This is a genomic window from Aliarcobacter vitoriensis, from assembly GCF_003316695.1.
GTDB lineage: Bacteria > Campylobacterota > Campylobacteria > Campylobacterales > Arcobacteraceae > Aliarcobacter > Aliarcobacter vitoriensis.
The window spans coordinates 91,627-108,521 of sequence record NZ_PDKB01000004.1 but is presented as its reverse complement, the minus strand read 5'-3'; the positions used below and the strand labels follow the sequence as shown (position 1 = coordinate 108,521).

Sequence of the window (16,895 nt, the reverse complement as noted above, 5' to 3'; positions counted from 1 at the left end):
AAATTATCTTTAGCTTTAAGATATTTTTACAACAACTTCATCATCTTTTATATCAAATTCTACTTTACTTCCTTCAAAAATCTTATCTTCTAAGATTAAATCAGCAAGTTTATCTTCAACTATTTCATAAATTGCTCGTTTTAATGGTCTTGCTCCATAAACTGGGTCAAAGCCTATTTTAGCAATATACTCTTTTGCTTTTGATGTTAAAGATATAGTTATATCTTTCTCTTTTACTTTCTCTTTTATATTGTTAAATAATATATCTACAATATTTGTAATAGCACTTAAATTTAATTGTTCAAATATCACAATATCATCAAGCCTATTTAAAAATTCAGGTCTAAAATGAGATTTCAATTCATCTAAAACCGCTTTTTTTCTTTGTTCTTTATCGTTAATTTCAATTATTCTTGCACTTCCTATATTTGAAGTTAAAATAATAATTGTATTTTTAAAATCAACTGTAACACCTTTATTGTCAGTTAATCTTCCATCATCTAAAACTTGAAGTAAAATATTAAATACATCTGGATGTGCTTTTTCTACCTCATCAAATAAAATAACACTATAAGGTTTTCTTCGTACTGCTTCAGTTAATTGTCCACCTTCTTCATATCCAACATAACCTGGAGCTGCTCCAACAAGTCTTGAAACAGCGTGTTTTTCCATATATTCACTCATATCAAATCTTATAAGAGATTTTGGGTCATCAAATAAAAACTTAGCTAAAGTTTTTGCACTTTCAGTTTTCCCAACTCCAGTTGGTCCTAAAAATAAAAAACTTCCTATTGGTCTTGAAGTTTCACTAAGCCCTGCTTTATTTCTTTTAATTGCCCTGCTAATTGCTTTTATAGCTTCATCTTGTCCAATAACATCTTGTTTTAAAACTTCTTCAACTTTTAAAACTTTTTGTTTTTCACTATCCATCATTTTATTTACTGGGATTCCTGTCCATCTTGAAACTATACTTGCTATTGACTCTTCATCAACACTATTTCGCAACAGAGTTCCCTCTTTTTGCATTCTATCCCATTTTTCAGAGTTTTCTTTTATTTTTGTTTCAAGTGCTGGGATTTCTCCGTACTCTATTTTTGCTGCTTCTTCAAATTTTGATTCACGTTTTGCAATATTTGCTTTTGTTTTTAACTCTTCAATTTTTGCTTTTAGCTCACTTGTAGCATTAAATGTTTGTTTTTCATTTTCAAATCTAGCCTCAAGATTTTGTTTCTCTTCATTTTTATTTGCTAACTCTTTTTCTATTTCAACAAGTCTCTCTTCATTTTTTTTATTTTTTTCCATTTTAAGAGCTTCTTTTTCTACATTTAAAGTTTGAATCTCTCTTTTAATTACTGAAAGTGCTGTTGGTTCACTCTCTATTTGCATTTTAAGTTCTGCTGCTGCTTCATCTATTAAATCTATTGCTTTATCAGGTAAAAATCTATCAGTTATATATCTATTTGATAGTTTTGCAGCTGCAACCAATGCACTATCATTTATAGTAACATTATGGTGTGCTTCAAGTCTTTCTTTTATACCTCTTAAAATTTGTAAAGCTTCATTTACTGTTGGCTCATCAACTTTTACTGGTTGAAATCTTCGCTGCATTGCTGCATCTTTTTCAAAATATTTTCTATACTCTTTTAAAGTTGTTGCACCAATAGTGTGAAGTTCACCACGAGCCAGACTTGGTTTTAAAATATTTGCTGCATCCATACTGCCTTCACTTGCACCTGCTCCAATAATTGTATGAATCTCATCTATAAAAAGTATTATATTTCCAGCTTTTTTTACTTCATCGATAACTGATTTTAGTCTATCTTCAAATTCACCTCTATATTTTGCTCCAGCAATCAAAGCACTCATATCAAGAGTAATTACTCTTTTATTTAATAAACTTGTAGGAACATCTTTATTTACTATTTTTTGAGCTAAGCCTTCAGCTATTGCAGTTTTTCCAGTACCTGGTTCTCCTAAAAGTATTGGATTATTTTTTGTTTTTCTTATCAAAATTTGCATCATTCTAGTGATTTGTTCATCTCTTCCAATAACAGGGTCAAGTTCACCATCGATTGCTTTTTTGTTTAAATCTATTCCATATTTACTTAAAGCCTCTAAGTTATCATCACCACTATTACTATCTATAGTTTTCCCAGCACGCATAGCTTCAAGTTCTTTTTTTGCCTCTTTTAAATCTATATATTTTCCTAAAACATCTTTTATTGTTTGATTATCAAAGTTTGAAACAAGCCAAGTATCAATAGCTATAAATTTATCTCCATTACTTGCCATTTGACCTTGTGCTTTTTGAAAACTTTCATAAAGCTCCCTTGAAAGTTTTATATTCTCCTTTGTAACACTACTTACACTTGGAAGTTTACTTGCATTTGATTTTGCTTCAAGTTCAATAGCTGCTTTATTTACATTCATTTTATTTAGTAGTTGATTTAATACAGAATTTGTATTTGTCAATAAAGCCCAAAGTATATGCACAACTTGTACTTCTTGGTTTTTATTATGTAAAGCTAAAGCAACACTAGAGTCTATTGTTTCAGCTAGTTGATTTGTCATTTTTTCAAATATATTTTCTTTCATTTAGCACTCCTTATATTTAACTGCCAATAAAATTATATAACTTTAGTCTATCTTTGTCAAGTCTTAATAGAAATATATCTTTTATTATAATACTTTTTAAAAAATTTTTAAAGGCTTTTATGAAAAATTTATGTGGAATTGATGAAGCGGGAAGAGGACCACTTGCGGGTCCAATGGTAGTTGCTGGTGTTATACTTTTAGAAGATATTGTGGGATTAAATGACTCAAAAGTTTTAAGTGAAAAAAAAAGAGAAAAATTATTTGATGAAATAATTGAGAAATCAAAATATCATATAGTTTTTAGTAGTGCTAAAGAAATAGATGAAAAAGGTATAAGCTATTGTCTAAAAAACTCTATTTTAGAGATAATGGAAAATTTAAAAGAGTTTACAAGCGCATTTTTGATGGATGGAAATACAAATTTTGGGATACAAACTTTACAAAAAGAGATAAAAGCAGATGCAAAATATGCACAAGTAAGTGCTGCTTCAATCTTAGCAAAAGTAAGTCGAGATAGATTTATGGATGAAATTTCATCACAATACCCAAAATATGATTTTCACAAACACAAAGGTTATGGAACAAAAGCTCATATTGAAGCTATAGAAAAGTTTGGAAGAAGTGATATTCATAGACACACTTTTAAATTAAAAGCTTTAGGTGAAACTTAATAATATTTTATATTAAGTTCGGTTATAGTTATTAAATTTTTATTTTATTAAGGAGCAAATTTGAAATCAAAAATAAATATTTACACAATTCTTTTAATTGTAATGTTAGCTTTTAGTGGTTGTGATACTAAAATTGAAACAAAAGATGAAATAAGTTTAGCAGGTAAAATTTTCGAATATGATTATGGAACAGCTGGTTATCGTGTAGAGTATAAATCAGATGATGTACTTCACTGGAAAGCTATCAAAGGTGAGGAAACTGGTAGAGAATCTGATGAAGCATATAAAATGCAAAAGCTTGGTGAAAATGTATATTTTGTATCTTGGGTTGAAGCAGATGGGCTTGGTGCAAGTATCGTTCTGAATCTTAAAGAAAATAAAGTGAATGCTTTTTTGAAAATCGATAGAGAGATTATTCCTCTAAGTGGAACAGTAACTATTATAAAATAAATTATTTTGAATAATTCTGAAGTTTTAACTCTGGAATTATTCAAAACAGAACTAGTTTTCAGATATTTCCTTTATGTAGTTTCTTATTTCATATTTTCTATCGTATAGTAAACCTTCTTTTTTCATTCTTTCTCTATCCATAACATCAATTTTTATAGAGTTAAATATTTCATATATATCTTGGTTAAATTGATTTTGCATATTTTTTAAAATTTGTTCTTTTGTTTCATTATTATTTTTAAATATACTATTCTCAGGATTATAGCTGTATGAATAGGATAAATGTAAAAGTTGTTCGTATGTATTTTGGATTGGTTCTAAACTATAAAAGCTACAATAAGTTTCAAACAGTTGAGTAACTATTTTCTTTTTACCAGTAGAAATGTTATATATATTAGAAAGTTCATTCCACTCTAATGTCCTACATTTCATTCCATCTATATAATCTACAAAAGCTCTATTGTATCTTTTTCCATAGCGTTTAGTATATTCTATAATATTTTTATTTTCATTAACTTCTTTCTCAAAAAGTTCAAGATTTTCTTTGTTGAAATATTTATTAGAATCAAAAAGATATGTTTCTGATGAATGTTTGATATGCACCATCTCTTTCATCTCATCTGGAATATCTCGAATCAAAACAATTCTATCTAAATGATCGATAACTTTCCCAGTAAATGGTATGCTCATATTATTTGGAGCACTTACAGACAAAACTTGTCTTTTACTAGAAATCCTTATATTATCAAGCATATTTGTAGTTGATAAATATCCTTCTTCTTTTACTACACAACCAACAAATAAAAAACTTATTAAAATTAATACTACTAGATTTTTCATTTTTTATACCTATAAGTGCTACTAATCATTTTGTTTTAAAGCTAGAGTTTAATAAAAAGTAAGTCTTTAAGATTAGCAAATTTATTAATTTCTTATATATATATTCCTAATGTTAATATTCTAAATCAAATAAATAAATTTTATTTTTTCTCTATAACTCCAGTAAAGTTCTTATAATCAAGATGAGTTTTATATAAATATGAAATATTAATTTGGAAAAATATATTTAAAATAATTATATTAGTTTATTAAATTCTTCTTGTAATAATTGTCTATTCATTTCTCTAATAACTTTTAATGCAATTTGGTATTCTTCTTTTGAAATATTATCAAGGGAACAACATAAATTATGATCCGAAATTCTATCTAATTCATCTTTTAAATCAAATGCTTTTTGACTAGCTGATATAATAGTCGTTCTTTTATCTTTTGGGTGCTGAGACTTTTCAATATACCCATTTTCATTCATTCTTTTTAATATCATAGTTATATTTGAAGCATCTGATGAAGTTTTTTTACAAATTTCGCTCTGGCTCATTGCTTGATTATCAAATAATAATTTTAATATTTGGCTTTGTTCGAATGTTAAATTATATTTCTTAAGCTTTTGTGTCATATTTTTTTTAAATCTTAAATAAACATTCGAAACACTATCTATTATACAATCTTGAATTTCTAAATTATTTTTCATATTTGGAGTATACATTTTTTAAAATTAAACTTTAATTCCTATTATATATTTAACTAAATAGTTAACTCATTAACTATTTAGTTAAATATTGGCATAATTCAATCAACTATTATTTTATAGTTAATTTTAATATAAGGAATATAATTATGCTATTCGTACCTACATTAGAAAGTCTTTGGTTAAGCTGTATATTAGCTATTGCTACAAGTATTATATCTATTACCGTTACACAAACAGAAGTAACTCGTCCGTTAAGAGAATTTCTAAATAAAAAAAGTAAATTCTTTGGATACCTATTTTCTTGTTTTTATTGTCTTTCTCATTGGATTGTTTTTATACTTGTATATTTATATCATATACAATTAGTCCCATCTGAAAATTTCTTTATAAATTTTGCAGTAACAAGCTTCTTTATAATAGGACTTTCTACACTGTTTAGTGGGTTTGTTTTTAAAGTTAAAATTCTTGCAATGAATCGACATAAAGCAGAAATAGACATGTTAGAGAAAATGAAAACTAACTAATAATTAAATCATCCATTTACAAGTTATATTTTGGAAATGGATGATTTTAAAGAGATTAATATGTTTTACTCATATCTTAAAGCTTCGATAGGATTTAATCTTGCAGCCTTTCGTGCAGGGAAATATCCAAACACAACTCCTATTAATGTAGAGAATACGAAGGAAATCAATATTATTTGCTCATTTATGATAAATGGTAATTGCATAACATTTACAACTCCATATCCAATTCCAAGCCCCAAGAAAATACCGATAATCCCACCCCAAGTTGATAAAACTATCGCTTCAACTAAAAACTGCATTAAAACTTCATTTTCCATAGCTCCAATAGCAAGTCGAGTACCTATTTCTCTTGTTCGTTCAGTTACAGAAACAAGCATAATATTCATAATACCAATTCCACCAACAAGTAAAGAAATACCAGCAATAGAACCCAACAAATATGTAAGCATAGTTGTAGTTGATGTCATTGTTTCTAAAATATCTTTCATATCTCGAATATGAAAATTATCTGGCTCTCCTATTTTTATGGCTCTACGCTCTTGCATTAGCGATGTTATATCTGTTTTTGCGTCTTCAATATATTGCTCTTGTGTAATTGATATAATTACAGATGAAACATCTTTCTTACCCAAAATTTTTCTCTGAAACATACTTACAGGAACAATAACTATCTCATCTTGATCATTTCCAAAAGCTGCTGCTCCTTTTGACTCTAAAACTCCTATTACATTACAAGTAATATTTTTTAATCTTATATTTGCACCTATTGGATTTTCATCACCAAAAAGTTGCTTCACTATTGTTGTCCCAATTATACAAGATGATTTTCCACTTGCGATTTCACTATCTTCAAAAGTTCGTCCATCTTGTAAAGCCCACTCTTTAATAATAAAATAGTCATTATCTGTACCTATGACACTTGCAGCATGGCTTTTATTTCCAAAAACTATATTCATTCGTGAAGAGCCTTCAGATGTAGCTGCTTTTATATTTGCAACCTCACTTTTTATAGCTACAACATCTTCATTTGTAAATGGTTTTGAACTATTATCTTCTCTTGGAATACCTCTTCTTTCTTGCCCCACTCGTAAAGTTAGCATATTGCTTCCAAGTTTTGTAATACTATCTCGTACATTTTGAGTTGTTCCATCACCTATCATAACCATGGCTATAACAGAAGCAACACCTATAACAATTCCTAAAATAGTAAGAACTGATCTAAGAATATTTCTTTTTATCTCTTTTATAGCTATTAAAAAAGCATTTACTAACATTATTTAAATCCTTTTTTTAAACTATCTTCTATATGACCATCTCTAAAATAGATTATTCTATTTGCATAAGCTGCCATATCTTCTTCGTGAGTTACCATAATAACAGTTATTTTCGACTCTTCATTTAACTTTTTTAATAAATTCATAATCTCTATACTTTTTATACTATCAAGATTTCCAGTTGGTTCATCTGCTAGTAAAACCAAAGGGTTTGTAACTATTGCTCTTGCTATTGCGACACGTTGCTGTTGTCCACCACTAAGTTCTGCTGGAGTATTTTTTATAACACTTCCAAGCCCTACTTTATTTAAAGCTTCAGTAGCTAAAACTTCTCTTTGTTTTGCTGGAACTTTTCTATATATCAAAGGAAGTTCTACATTTTCTAAAGCTGAAGTTCTTCCAAGGAGATTAAACCCTTGAAACACAAATCCTAAATAATTTCTTCTTAAAAGAGCCATTTGATTTCTGTTTAATTTTTCTACATTTATTCCATTGAACAAATACTCTCCACTTGTTGGTTTATCCAAACAACCAATCATATTCATAGATGTAGATTTTCCACTTCCACTAGCTCCCATAATAGCAACAAATTCACCTTCATATATCTTTAAATCTACTCCATTTAAAGCATGTGTTATATTTTGTCCACTTCCATAACTTTTAACAATATTTTTAAATTCAATTATTGTCTTTTTATTTTGCATTATCACTCTTTTGTGAAATTATTACTAAATCTCCAATATTCAAATCTTTTGATTCAATAGCTGATGACTTTCCATCTGTATCTAAAATTCTTACCATAACTCTTTTTGCTTGCCCATTTTCCAATATAAAAATAGGAGATAAATTTTGTTTACTTAAATCCTTTGTAACAGGTCCTGGTCTATTTGGCATATTTGGACCAGCAAGTTTTACAGGTCCACTACTTGCTTGTTCTTGAACTTTTGGCTTAAATCTCAATGCACTATTTGGAACTAAAATATTATCCTTACTATCTTTTGTAACAATTTTTGCTGTTGCTGTCATACCTGGTTTCAATACTAAATCTTCATTATTTACCTCAACAACTGTTTCATAAGTTACAACTCCATTTGAATCAATAGGATTTAATCTTACTTGCTTGATTTTTCCATAAAATGTTCTATTTGGATATGCATCAACAGTAAATGTAACTGGTAAATCTTTTTTAATATCAGCAACATCAGCTTCATCAATACTTACTATTAAATCCATATTTTTCAAGTCTTTGGCTAATGTAAAAAGTTTTGGAGCAGACATAGTTGCTGCTAAAGTTTGCCCTACTTCAACTTCTCTATTTAAAACTATCCCATCAATAGAAGATTTTACAGAGGCTTTTTCAAGATTTTGTTTATCTGTTTTTACATTTGATTCAGATTGTAAAACTTTTGCCTTTGTTGCTTCAAGAGAAGCCAAAGCTGCTTCATAAGAAAATTTAGAATCATCAAGTTCATTTTTTGATGGATATTTTCCATTTGATTCATTGTACATTTTTAAAGTTCTATCATATAAAACCTTTTTATTTTTCACATTTACTTCACTCTCTTTCAAATTTGCTCTTGCTATTGCTAAAGCCGCCAAAGAGCTATCAACTTGTGATTGTAACTTTACAGTATCAAGCTTTGCTAAAACTTGTCCAACTTTTACTTCATCATTGTAATCAACAAAAATCTCTTTTATTGTTCCTGAAACTTCTATTCCTATTTCAACACTATTTGTTGGATTTATATTTCCTGTTGCACTTACAATTACAGATAAATCACCTTTTTCAACAGCCTTTGTTATATACTCAACTTTTGTTGTTTTATTTGCTGAATTAAATATAAAAAAATATGCAAAAATAAAAGCTACAACTATTACTGTACTTACCCAAATATATAATTTTTTTGAACTTTTTGTTTCATAACTATTTAGTTCATTTATTAAATTTTCATTGCTCATTGTTAATTAACCTTTTATTTTGAAATATAATTTTGCATATTGAAGTTTGATATTTATATCGTTTATTATCATATCATATTCGTTTATCAGTTTTGTATTTTTTAGAATATCTAAATCAAATTCTGAAGTCATTCCAGCATCATTTGAAATTTGATTTGCTGATATCAAATCATCATATAATCTGATATTTTCTTCAATTGTTTTGATATGTTTTTCGTAAGTATCAATTTGATTCAAAATCTGTTCATAATCATATGCTACTTCATTCTTTAAATCATTTACTTGAATTTTCTGTTTTAAATAATCAATTTTAGCTAATTGTATTTTATTTGAACGATTATAATCAAAAAGTGGCATAGAAAGAGTCAAGCTAGTAGTTGATTGTGCATCATCTTTTCTCGTATCTCTTGACATTCTACTAAAATCACTATCACTAGAATTGTAATTAGCATTTGTTGAAAGTGAAACTTTTGGCAAATAATTTGTTTTTGTCTTTTTATAGTTTGTATTTAACATATCAACTTTTGAATCTTCTTGTAAAATATCCAAATTGTTATTTATAAAATCATCTTTTGAAACTTCGCTAAAATCCAAGATTTCTATCTCATCATATTTAAGTTCAGTATATTTAGATAATTCATACTCTTTTTCTTTTAAAGAATTTTCTAAACTGATATTTTCTTTGTATTGGTTGTTTTTTAACATAACTGCATTATTCAATTCAATAATATCAGTTTTTCCAGCTTCATATTGAATTTTTTTGATTATTAATTCAATATCCCTATTTTCCAATCTATATTTACTTTGTGCAATTTGTAACTTTAGTTTTTTAATATCCAACAAAGTAGTATAAATAGTTTGTAAAATTTGCTGATTCTGATTTTCCCAAGATAATAAATCATACTTTAATTTATCTTTTGCATAATCAATTGAAAGTAAAATTCCTCCAGACCTAAAAATATCTTGAGAAAAACCTATTCTTGCAGATTTACCATACCTACTATCATCTGTTCTATCTTTATCAAAATTATGATTTCTATTTACACTTGAACTTATATCGATAGTCCCTATCCAATCGTTTTTCAAAATATCATAATCTGTTTGTATTGACTCTTTTTCAAGTTCTCTTAACTCTTTTTTATCTTTTTGTAAAATATCCAAATTATTTGTATTTGCTAAAGCAATACTACAAAATATTGAAAATAAAAATATTTTATGCAATTTTTGTCCTTAAATTTTGATGTGGAATTATAAGTTTTGATTTTTAACGGTATTTTAACAAATTTTTAATTCATCCTTACATTATGATAGTTATCATTAATATAAAATTAAAGTTTTTTGATTATAATTACAAAAATTTTAGCGTAAAGGAAAAAAATTATGATGGAAAATATAGAGACACTAAAGCATTTAGTTGATTATGGAGTTATAGCTTTACTTGTTGTAATGAGCTTTGTTGCATTCTTCTTTTTTGTAGAAAGAGTACTATTTTATAAAAAGATTGATGTAAAAACATATAAAACTAAAAAAGCTTTGGATGTGGCTTTAACAAAACACTTAACTATCATTGGAACAATTGCATCAAATGCTCCTTATATTGGATTATTAGGAACTGTTTTGGCTATTATGCTTACATTTATGACAATGGGAAGTGGAGAAATTGATGCAGCCAAAATTATGGAAAGTTTAGCTTTAGCATTAAAAGCAACTGCTGTTGGACTTGTGGTTGCTATAGTTTCAATGGTTATGTATAATATTTTAGGAAGATCAGCAGAAGTTTTGGAGAGTGATTATGAAGCTACAGAAATATGATTCAATAAATGTAATTCCGTTTATTGACGTTTTACTTGTACTGTTAGCCATAGTTTTATTAACTTCAACATTTATTACAAGAGGTATTATCCCTGTTGCTTTGCCAAATTCTAGTAGTGCAGAACAACTTAAACCAGATAAAGAAATAGTGATAGTAATAAATGAAAACGGTGAGTTTTTCTTAGAAGATACTCCTATTGTACTTGAAGAATTAGAAAAACAAATTTTACAAAAATCTGTAGAAACACCTGTACATATACATACAGATAAAAATACAAAATTTGAATCATTTGTAAATATATTAGATATGCTGAAAAAAAATACATACTCAAATATTTCAATAGTGACAAAGAAGTAAAAAATGAATAGATACCAAAGTTCATTCATAATTACAAGTATAACTTATGCAATAGTTGGATTTTTTGCATTTTTTGTTTTTGCGAATGCTTTTGTTATAACAGATAAAGCAACTGAAGAGGTTACAACAATCTCTTTAGCAACAATAGAAATGGCTCCTCCACCTGAACCAGAGCCGACTCCACCAGAGCCTGAACCTGAACCAGAGCCAGTTGTTGAGAAACCAACACCCGTAAAAGTCCCTCCTAAGCCTAAAAAACCAAAAAAAGAACAAAAACCTATAGAAAAACCTGTTGAGAAGGTTGTAGAAGCAGCTCCTGTACAACAAGAAGTTCCTGTTGCAGATGTTCCTATTAAGAAAAATGTAAATCCTGCTCAAACACAAAATTTGGAAAATATTTATTTAGCTAAAGTTAAAGCAAAAGTTGAAAAACATAAAGAGTATCCAAGAGTAGCAAAGAGATTAAATCAGACAGGAAAAGTTGAAGTTAATTTTGATGTATTTAAAAAAGGTCATGTAAAAAATGTAAAAATAGTTAAAAAATCTAAATTTGATAAATTAGATGAAGCAACATTAGAATTATTAATTAAAATTGCTATGTTTGAACCAATACCTGATGAGTTAGATAGAGAAGTTTGGAATATAACTATTCCTGTAGATTATCAAATTCAATAAAAAATATTAAAAAGTGTAGTTAATAACTACACTTTTTCTACTAAATCTTTAACAAACTGTACAGCCATTCTTACACCTGTACCACTTGCTCCATATGGATTGTACCCCCAAGGTTTTTCTACAAAAGCAGGTCCAGCGATATCAAAATGTATCCATTTATTTTTATTTTCTTCATAAATAAAGTTATCTAAAAACATTCCAGCAGTTATTGCTCCACCATATCTAGTATTTGAAATATTACAAACATCCGCTATTTCAGATTTGATACATTTTTTTAAATATCTATTGAAATCTAATTTAGTAGCATATTCACCTGAATTTTGGCAAGAATTCAAAGCTTGTTGTTTTAAGCTTTCATTATTTCCCATAATTCCAGTTGTATACTCTCCAAGACCAACTACACAAGCTCCAGTTAATGTAGCAAAATCTAAAATATAATCTATATTTTTTATTGTATCTTGTGCATAACAAAGACAATCTGCAAGAACCAATCTTCCTTCAGCATCAGTATTTCTAACTTCTATTGTTTTACCATTCTTTGCTTTTAAAATATCATCTGGTTTATAAGCATTTCCACCTATCATATTTTCAACTGCTCCAATAATTGCATGTACTTCTATTGGTAGTTTTAATTCAGCAATTACTTTTATACTATTTAAAACAGCAACTGCGCCAGATTTATCAGCTTTCATTGTAACCATAAAATCACTTGGTTTTAAAGACAATCCTCCACTATCATAAGTTAATCCTTTACCGACCAAAACAACTTTTTTTAGTGCTTTTTTTGGCTTATATTTCAAGTGGATCAAATGTGATTCATGGACAGAAGCACGACCAACACTATGCATTGCCATCATATTGTTTTTTTCAAGATATTTTTCTCCATAAACTTCACAATCAAGTTCTAAATCTTTTGCTATCTTTTGTGCTTCTTTTACAAAAATTTCTGGATAAAAATCAGCTGGCGAAGTATTTACCATATCTCTTGCTATATTTACAGCTTTTGATATAGTCAATGATTCTTTTAAAATCGCATTTAAATTAGAGTTTTTTTCTTCAACAACAAAAAACAACTCTTGTTTTTTTATATTTTTTTCACTTTTATAAGTATCAAAACTATAATTTCCTAAAACTGCACCTTCAACTAAAGCTTTAAAATTTTCTTCTAATTTAGTATTTAAAACAATTTTTGCACTTTTAAATTTTGTAGATTTAAATTTTTTAACTGCTGTTGCTATTGAAATAGCTAAAGAATCATAACTATACTCTTCAAATCCAACATATATTTTTTTACTTTCAACCAAAATAGTTGATACTTCATCTTTTGCTTTAAATTCTAATTGTTCTAAAGTATTTTTATCTTTGCTATCAATAATTTCCTCTAAACTATTTATAAAAACTATCTCTAAATCAAAATCTTTATTTTTATTAAGTTCTACAATATTAATCTTCATCTCTTACCCTCTTTTCAATTTTTTTCGTTGCTTTATTAAAATAATAAATTATTCCCCCACCCAAAATAATAGCCAATGGAATAGCCATGTACCAATGTTCTTTTGCCCAATGAAGAACAACCATAATCTGATCTCCAAAATACCAAACAGGAACTATAGTAATTGCTGCCCAGCACCATGCAGAAATAAGGTTTATAAAAGCAAATTTTCTTGCATCATATCTTGTCAAACCTATTGAAATTGGAATAATTGTTCTCATACCATACATATATCTTTGAGTAAAAATTATTGGCCAACCGTGTTTTTTCAATAAAAGATGTGCAAATGCGAACTTTCTTCTTTGCCCTCTTAATCTTTTTAAAACAGATGTTTTATTAAATCTTCCAATATAAAAATATACTTGATCTCCAGCAAATCCACCAAGTCCAGCTACAAAAATAGCCAAGAGAACATTCATAGAACCATCGTGACTTAAAAGACCAGCCATAATAAGACCCATTTCACCTTCAAGCATACTCCACACAAAAAGTATTATATATCCATATTGTTTTAATAAATATATAAACTTTTCTTCTATTCCTTCAACGGGCGCATTATATAAATTGTATGCTAGAAAAGATAAAAATGTTATCAATCCTACTGCAAAAATTTTTCCTGTATAAGGCTGAATTTTTAAAAATAGTTCTCTCATCTTAATCCTTAATCAAAATTTAGTAAGCTTTTTGCTTGAATCATATCTTTATCACCTCGTCCAGATAAACATACAATGATTGTTTTTCCTTTTATTTTCTCTTGAGCTTTTTTCAAATATGCAATAGCATGAGAAGACTCAAAAGCTGGTATTATTCCTTCTTTTTGACTTAACCATACAAAAGCTTCTAAAGCTTCTTTATCAGTTATATTGTCATAAATTACACTTTTGTTATCTTTATGAAATGAGTGTTCTGGTCCAACACCAGGATAATCAAGTCCAGCACTTATACTGTGAGCTTCTAAAACCTGTCCATCTTCATCTTGCAATAAATATGAACATTGACCATGAAGTATTCCAGGACTTCCAAGTGCTAAACAACTACCATGTTTTGGTGTATCAAGTCCTAAACCACCTGCTTCAATACCAACACAAGTAACACTTTTATCTTCTAAAAAATGTGAAAACATACCAATAGCATTTGAACCACCACCAATACATGCAACTACATAATCAGGTAGTTTTTGTTCTTTTTCTAATATCTGCTTTCTTGCTTCATATCCAATAATTGCTTGAAAATCTCGAACCATCATAGGATATGGATGCGGACCTGCAATAGTTCCAATTATATAAAAAGTATCTCTTGCATTTGTAACCCAATATCTAATAGCATCATTCATAGCATCTTTTAAAGTTTTACTTCCACTTTCAACTGCTACTACTTTTGCACCTAAAAGTTTCATTCTAAAAACATTTAATTCTTGCCTTTGAACATCTTTTGCACCCATAAAAACTGTACATTCAAGTCCCATAAGTGCAGCAATAGTTGCTGTTGCAACTCCATGCTGTCCAGCTCCAGTTTCAGCAATAACTTTTGTTTTCCCCATTTTTTTTGCTAATAAACCTTGAGCTATTACATTATTTACTTTATGAGCTCCAGTGTGATTTAAATCTTCTCTTTTTAAATAAATTTTTGCTTCTAGTTCTTCACTTATATTTTTGGCAAAATACAAAGGATTCTCTCGTCCTACATAATCTTTTAATAAATAATTTACTTCTGCCCAAAAATCTTTATCAAATCTATATTTTTTATATGCTTCTTCTAAATCTTTTAAAACTGGCATCAAAGTTTCTGGAACATATTGCCCACCAAAAACACCACCAAATTCACCTTTTTCGTTTGGATCAAAAATACTTTTTTTTGGAATATAATCACTCATAAAAACTTTCCTTAAATCTCTAAAACTGAATAAACTGGTACTAATTTACTCAACTTTTCTTTTCCATCTAAAACTGTAAAATTCATCAAAAAACAACTTTCAACTAAAGAAACATTTAATTTTTGTATTAAATTTGCACTCGCATATGCAGTACCACCACTTACAATTAAATCATCTAATAATAAAACCCTTGCATTTTTTTTATCATTAAAAGCATCTAAATGAATCTCTACTTCATCAAATCCATACTCTAACTCATATTTCTCACAAACTGTTGTACTAGGTAATTTACCTTTTTTTCGCACTGGAACAAAACCTATTTTAAGTCGTGTAGCTAACGCTGCCGCAAAAATAAATCCTCTTGATTCAATTCCTGCAATAAAATCTAAATTATAAGATTTATATCTATTTTCTAAATGATTCATTAAAAGTTCAAAAGCATCTTTATCGTTTAACAAAGTTGTAATATCTTTAAAAATTATCCCAGCTTTGGGAAAATCTGGTACACTTCTTATACTATCTAATAAAATTTTCTTATCTTTCTCATTTAAAACTACATCTTGCCCCAAATTTTATCCTTTGTATAATATAAAGTCGGTTCATTTTAACCAAATAATTATTATGTTTTTATGATAATTTTTAAGAATAAAGCAAATATAATCCTATATTTCAGATAAAGAGCTACTATGAAACTTATTCTTATTTTTATATTATCTATTTACACATTTGCAATAGACTTACAAAAAGCAACTATATATGATGAAAGAAAACACAATATTAACAACTACTATATGAGTGAAAAATTAGATGGAATTAGAGCATATTGGAGTGGAAAAGAGTTACAAACTAAAAATGGCAATAAAATTTTTGCTCCACTTTGGTTTACTCAAAATTTTCCTCCATTTGAACTTGATGGTGAACTTTTTACAAAGCAAAATGATTTTGAAAATATCCAAAGTACAGTATTAAGTCAAAAAGAACCTATTGAATGGAAAAATATTACATATAATATTTTTGAAATACCAAATGTAAAAGGTGATTTTAAAGAACGACTTGATTTTTTAGAAAATTGGTTAAAAGATAATCCAAATAAATTTATAAAAATAATTCCACAAAAAAAGATAAATAGTAAACATGAATTAAATATATTTTTAGATGAAGTTTTAGCAAAAAATGGAGAAGGAGTAATACTCAAAAACTATACTTTGAACTATTTTAGTGGAAGAAGTGAAAATGTTTTAAAAGTAAAAAAGTTTTTTGATGATGAAGCTGAAGTAATTTTTCAAAATTTTAGAAAAGATGGAAGTTTAAAAAGTTTAAAAGTTAGACTAAAAAATGGTGTTGAATTTAATCTAGGAAATGGATTTTCGAATAAAGATAGAGAAAATCCACCCAAAATTGGAAGTTTTGTAACTTTTAAATATTATGATTTAACAAAAAATGGAAAACCAAAGTTTGCTTCTTTTTTAAGAGTTAGACAAAAAGAATAATCAATCAGCTGTTGCTTCATGAATTGATTTTTTAACTCCTTGATAAGCTTCACTTGATGTATCTTTTGTAGCTTTCCATGCTGTTTTACTATCTTGTTTTACTCCACTCCAAGTAGCACAACCTTGAAATAAAATTATCAATATAACTAATAATATACTTTTAAACATATCTTATCCTTTAATCTTAG

At 27.7% G+C, this 16,895-nt stretch carries 19 protein-coding genes; 7 read left to right on the top strand and 12 right to left on the bottom strand.

The window, feature by feature from the left end; translation table 11 throughout:
* Positions 1–15 precede the first annotated feature (15 nt).
* On the bottom strand, positions 16–2,595 hold the full coding sequence (locus tag CRU91_RS03350; RefSeq protein ID WP_113893373.1) for an ATP-dependent Clp protease ATP-binding subunit: 2,580 nt from the start codon (positions 2,593–2,595) through the stop codon (positions 16–18).
* A 119-nt stretch (positions 2,596–2,714) separates the two neighbouring features.
* Here CRU91_RS03350 and CRU91_RS03345 point away from each other — a divergent pair, with 119 nt between their 5' ends.
* Together CRU91_RS03345 and CRU91_RS03340 are read left to right on the top strand one after the other, a co-directional pair.
* Positions 2,715–3,266, top strand: a complete 552-nt coding sequence (locus CRU91_RS03345; RefSeq protein WP_113893371.1) for a ribonuclease HII — start codon at positions 2,715–2,717, stop codon at positions 3,264–3,266.
* A 60-nt stretch (positions 3,267–3,326) separates the two neighbouring features.
* Positions 3,327–3,716, top strand: a complete 390-nt coding sequence (locus tag CRU91_RS03340) for a phenolic acid decarboxylase (RefSeq protein ID WP_113893369.1) — start codon at positions 3,327–3,329, stop codon at positions 3,714–3,716.
* Between the two features lie 51 nt (positions 3,717–3,767).
* On the opposite strand, the gene CRU91_RS03335 is transcribed toward CRU91_RS03340, so the two are convergent.
* Positions 3,768–4,556, bottom strand: coding sequence for a hypothetical protein (locus tag CRU91_RS03335; RefSeq protein ID WP_113893367.1), 789 nt, complete (start codon positions 4,554–4,556; stop codon positions 3,768–3,770).
* A gap of 235 nt (positions 4,557–4,791) precedes the next feature.
* Positions 4,792–5,247, bottom strand: a complete 456-nt coding sequence (locus CRU91_RS03330) for a MarR family winged helix-turn-helix transcriptional regulator (RefSeq protein ID WP_222718379.1) — start codon at positions 5,245–5,247, stop codon at positions 4,792–4,794.
* A gap of 146 nt (positions 5,248–5,393) precedes the next feature.
* Here CRU91_RS03330 and CRU91_RS03325 point away from each other — a divergent pair, with 146 nt between their 5' ends.
* Complete coding sequence (locus tag CRU91_RS03325) at positions 5,394–5,771, top strand: DUF1360 domain-containing protein (RefSeq protein WP_113893363.1); 378 nt, start codon at positions 5,394–5,396, stop codon at positions 5,769–5,771.
* A gap of 65 nt (positions 5,772–5,836) precedes the next feature.
* On the opposite strand, the gene CRU91_RS03320 is transcribed toward CRU91_RS03325, so the two are convergent.
* From CRU91_RS03320 to CRU91_RS03305, 4 genes are read right to left on the bottom strand one after another with little or no spacing between them, the layout of a single operon-like run.
* Positions 5,837–7,048: an ABC transporter permease gene (locus CRU91_RS03320; protein ID WP_113893361.1), complete on the bottom strand. Its 1,212-nt coding sequence runs from the start codon at positions 7,046–7,048 to the stop codon at positions 5,837–5,839.
* Positions 7,048–7,752, bottom strand: coding sequence for an ABC transporter ATP-binding protein (locus CRU91_RS03315; RefSeq protein ID WP_306458726.1), 705 nt, complete (start codon positions 7,750–7,752; stop codon positions 7,048–7,050). Before CRU91_RS03315 ends, CRU91_RS03320 begins: the two co-directional genes overlap by 1 nt.
* The gene (locus tag CRU91_RS03310) at positions 7,742–9,007 is read right to left on the bottom strand and encodes an efflux RND transporter periplasmic adaptor subunit (RefSeq protein ID WP_113893359.1); all 1,266 of its coding nucleotides are present in this window, start codon (positions 9,005–9,007) and stop codon (positions 7,742–7,744) included. Before CRU91_RS03310 ends, CRU91_RS03315 begins: the two co-directional genes overlap by 11 nt.
* A gap of 6 nt (positions 9,008–9,013) precedes the next feature.
* Positions 9,014–10,228 carry a TolC family protein gene (locus CRU91_RS03305; RefSeq protein ID WP_113893357.1) on the bottom strand — a complete coding sequence of 405 codons (1,215 nt, stop codon included), beginning with the start codon at positions 10,226–10,228 and terminating at the stop codon, positions 9,014–9,016.
* 162 nt (positions 10,229–10,390) lie between these two features.
* Here CRU91_RS03305 and exbB point away from each other — a divergent pair, with 162 nt between their 5' ends.
* The 3 genes from exbB to CRU91_RS03290 are packed head-to-tail and all read left to right on the top strand — an operon-like array spanning position 10,391 to position 11,852.
* The gene (exbB, locus tag CRU91_RS03300; protein WP_113893479.1) at positions 10,391–10,819 is read left to right on the top strand and encodes a TonB-system energizer ExbB; all 429 of its coding nucleotides are present in this window, start codon (positions 10,391–10,393) and stop codon (positions 10,817–10,819) included.
* Positions 10,800–11,177, top strand: a complete 378-nt coding sequence (gene exbD, locus CRU91_RS03295) for a TonB system transport protein ExbD (protein ID WP_113893355.1) — start codon at positions 10,800–10,802, stop codon at positions 11,175–11,177. The genes exbB and exbD overlap by 20 nt, the downstream gene beginning before the upstream one ends.
* A 3-nt stretch (positions 11,178–11,180) precedes the next feature.
* Positions 11,181–11,852 (top strand): energy transducer TonB, encoded by a 672-nt coding sequence (locus CRU91_RS03290; RefSeq protein WP_113893353.1) that lies wholly within the window; start codon positions 11,181–11,183, stop codon positions 11,850–11,852.
* Between the two features lie 26 nt (positions 11,853–11,878).
* Here CRU91_RS03290 and CRU91_RS03285 read toward each other — a convergent pair whose 3' ends face one another.
* From CRU91_RS03285 to CRU91_RS03270, 4 genes are read right to left on the bottom strand one after another with little or no spacing between them, the layout of a single operon-like run.
* Positions 11,879–13,306, bottom strand: coding sequence for a leucyl aminopeptidase (locus CRU91_RS03285; protein ID WP_113893351.1), 1,428 nt, complete (start codon positions 13,304–13,306; stop codon positions 11,879–11,881).
* Entirely contained in the window at positions 13,296–13,997 is a 702-nt protein-coding gene (locus CRU91_RS03280; RefSeq protein ID WP_113893349.1) for a DedA family protein, read from the bottom strand. Before CRU91_RS03280 ends, CRU91_RS03285 begins: the two co-directional genes overlap by 11 nt.
* Positions 13,998–14,005: 8 nt before the next feature.
* The gene (gene trpB, locus CRU91_RS03275) at positions 14,006–15,217 is read right to left on the bottom strand and encodes a tryptophan synthase subunit beta (protein ID WP_113893347.1); all 1,212 of its coding nucleotides are present in this window, start codon (positions 15,215–15,217) and stop codon (positions 14,006–14,008) included.
* 11 nt (positions 15,218–15,228) lie between these two features.
* Positions 15,229–15,786, bottom strand: coding sequence for an adenine phosphoribosyltransferase (locus CRU91_RS03270; RefSeq protein WP_113893345.1), 558 nt, complete (start codon positions 15,784–15,786; stop codon positions 15,229–15,231).
* Positions 15,787–15,903: 117 nt separating this feature from the next.
* Here CRU91_RS03270 and CRU91_RS03265 point away from each other — a divergent pair, with 117 nt between their 5' ends.
* Positions 15,904–16,707 carry a DNA ligase gene (locus CRU91_RS03265; protein ID WP_113893344.1) on the top strand — a complete coding sequence of 268 codons (804 nt, stop codon included), beginning with the start codon at positions 15,904–15,906 and terminating at the stop codon, positions 16,705–16,707.
* Here CRU91_RS03265 and CRU91_RS12195 read toward each other — a convergent pair whose 3' ends face one another.
* The gene (locus CRU91_RS12195; protein WP_222718378.1) at positions 16,708–16,875 is read right to left on the bottom strand and encodes a hypothetical protein; all 168 of its coding nucleotides are present in this window, start codon (positions 16,873–16,875) and stop codon (positions 16,708–16,710) included.
* Positions 16,876–16,895: the final 20 nt, after the last annotated feature.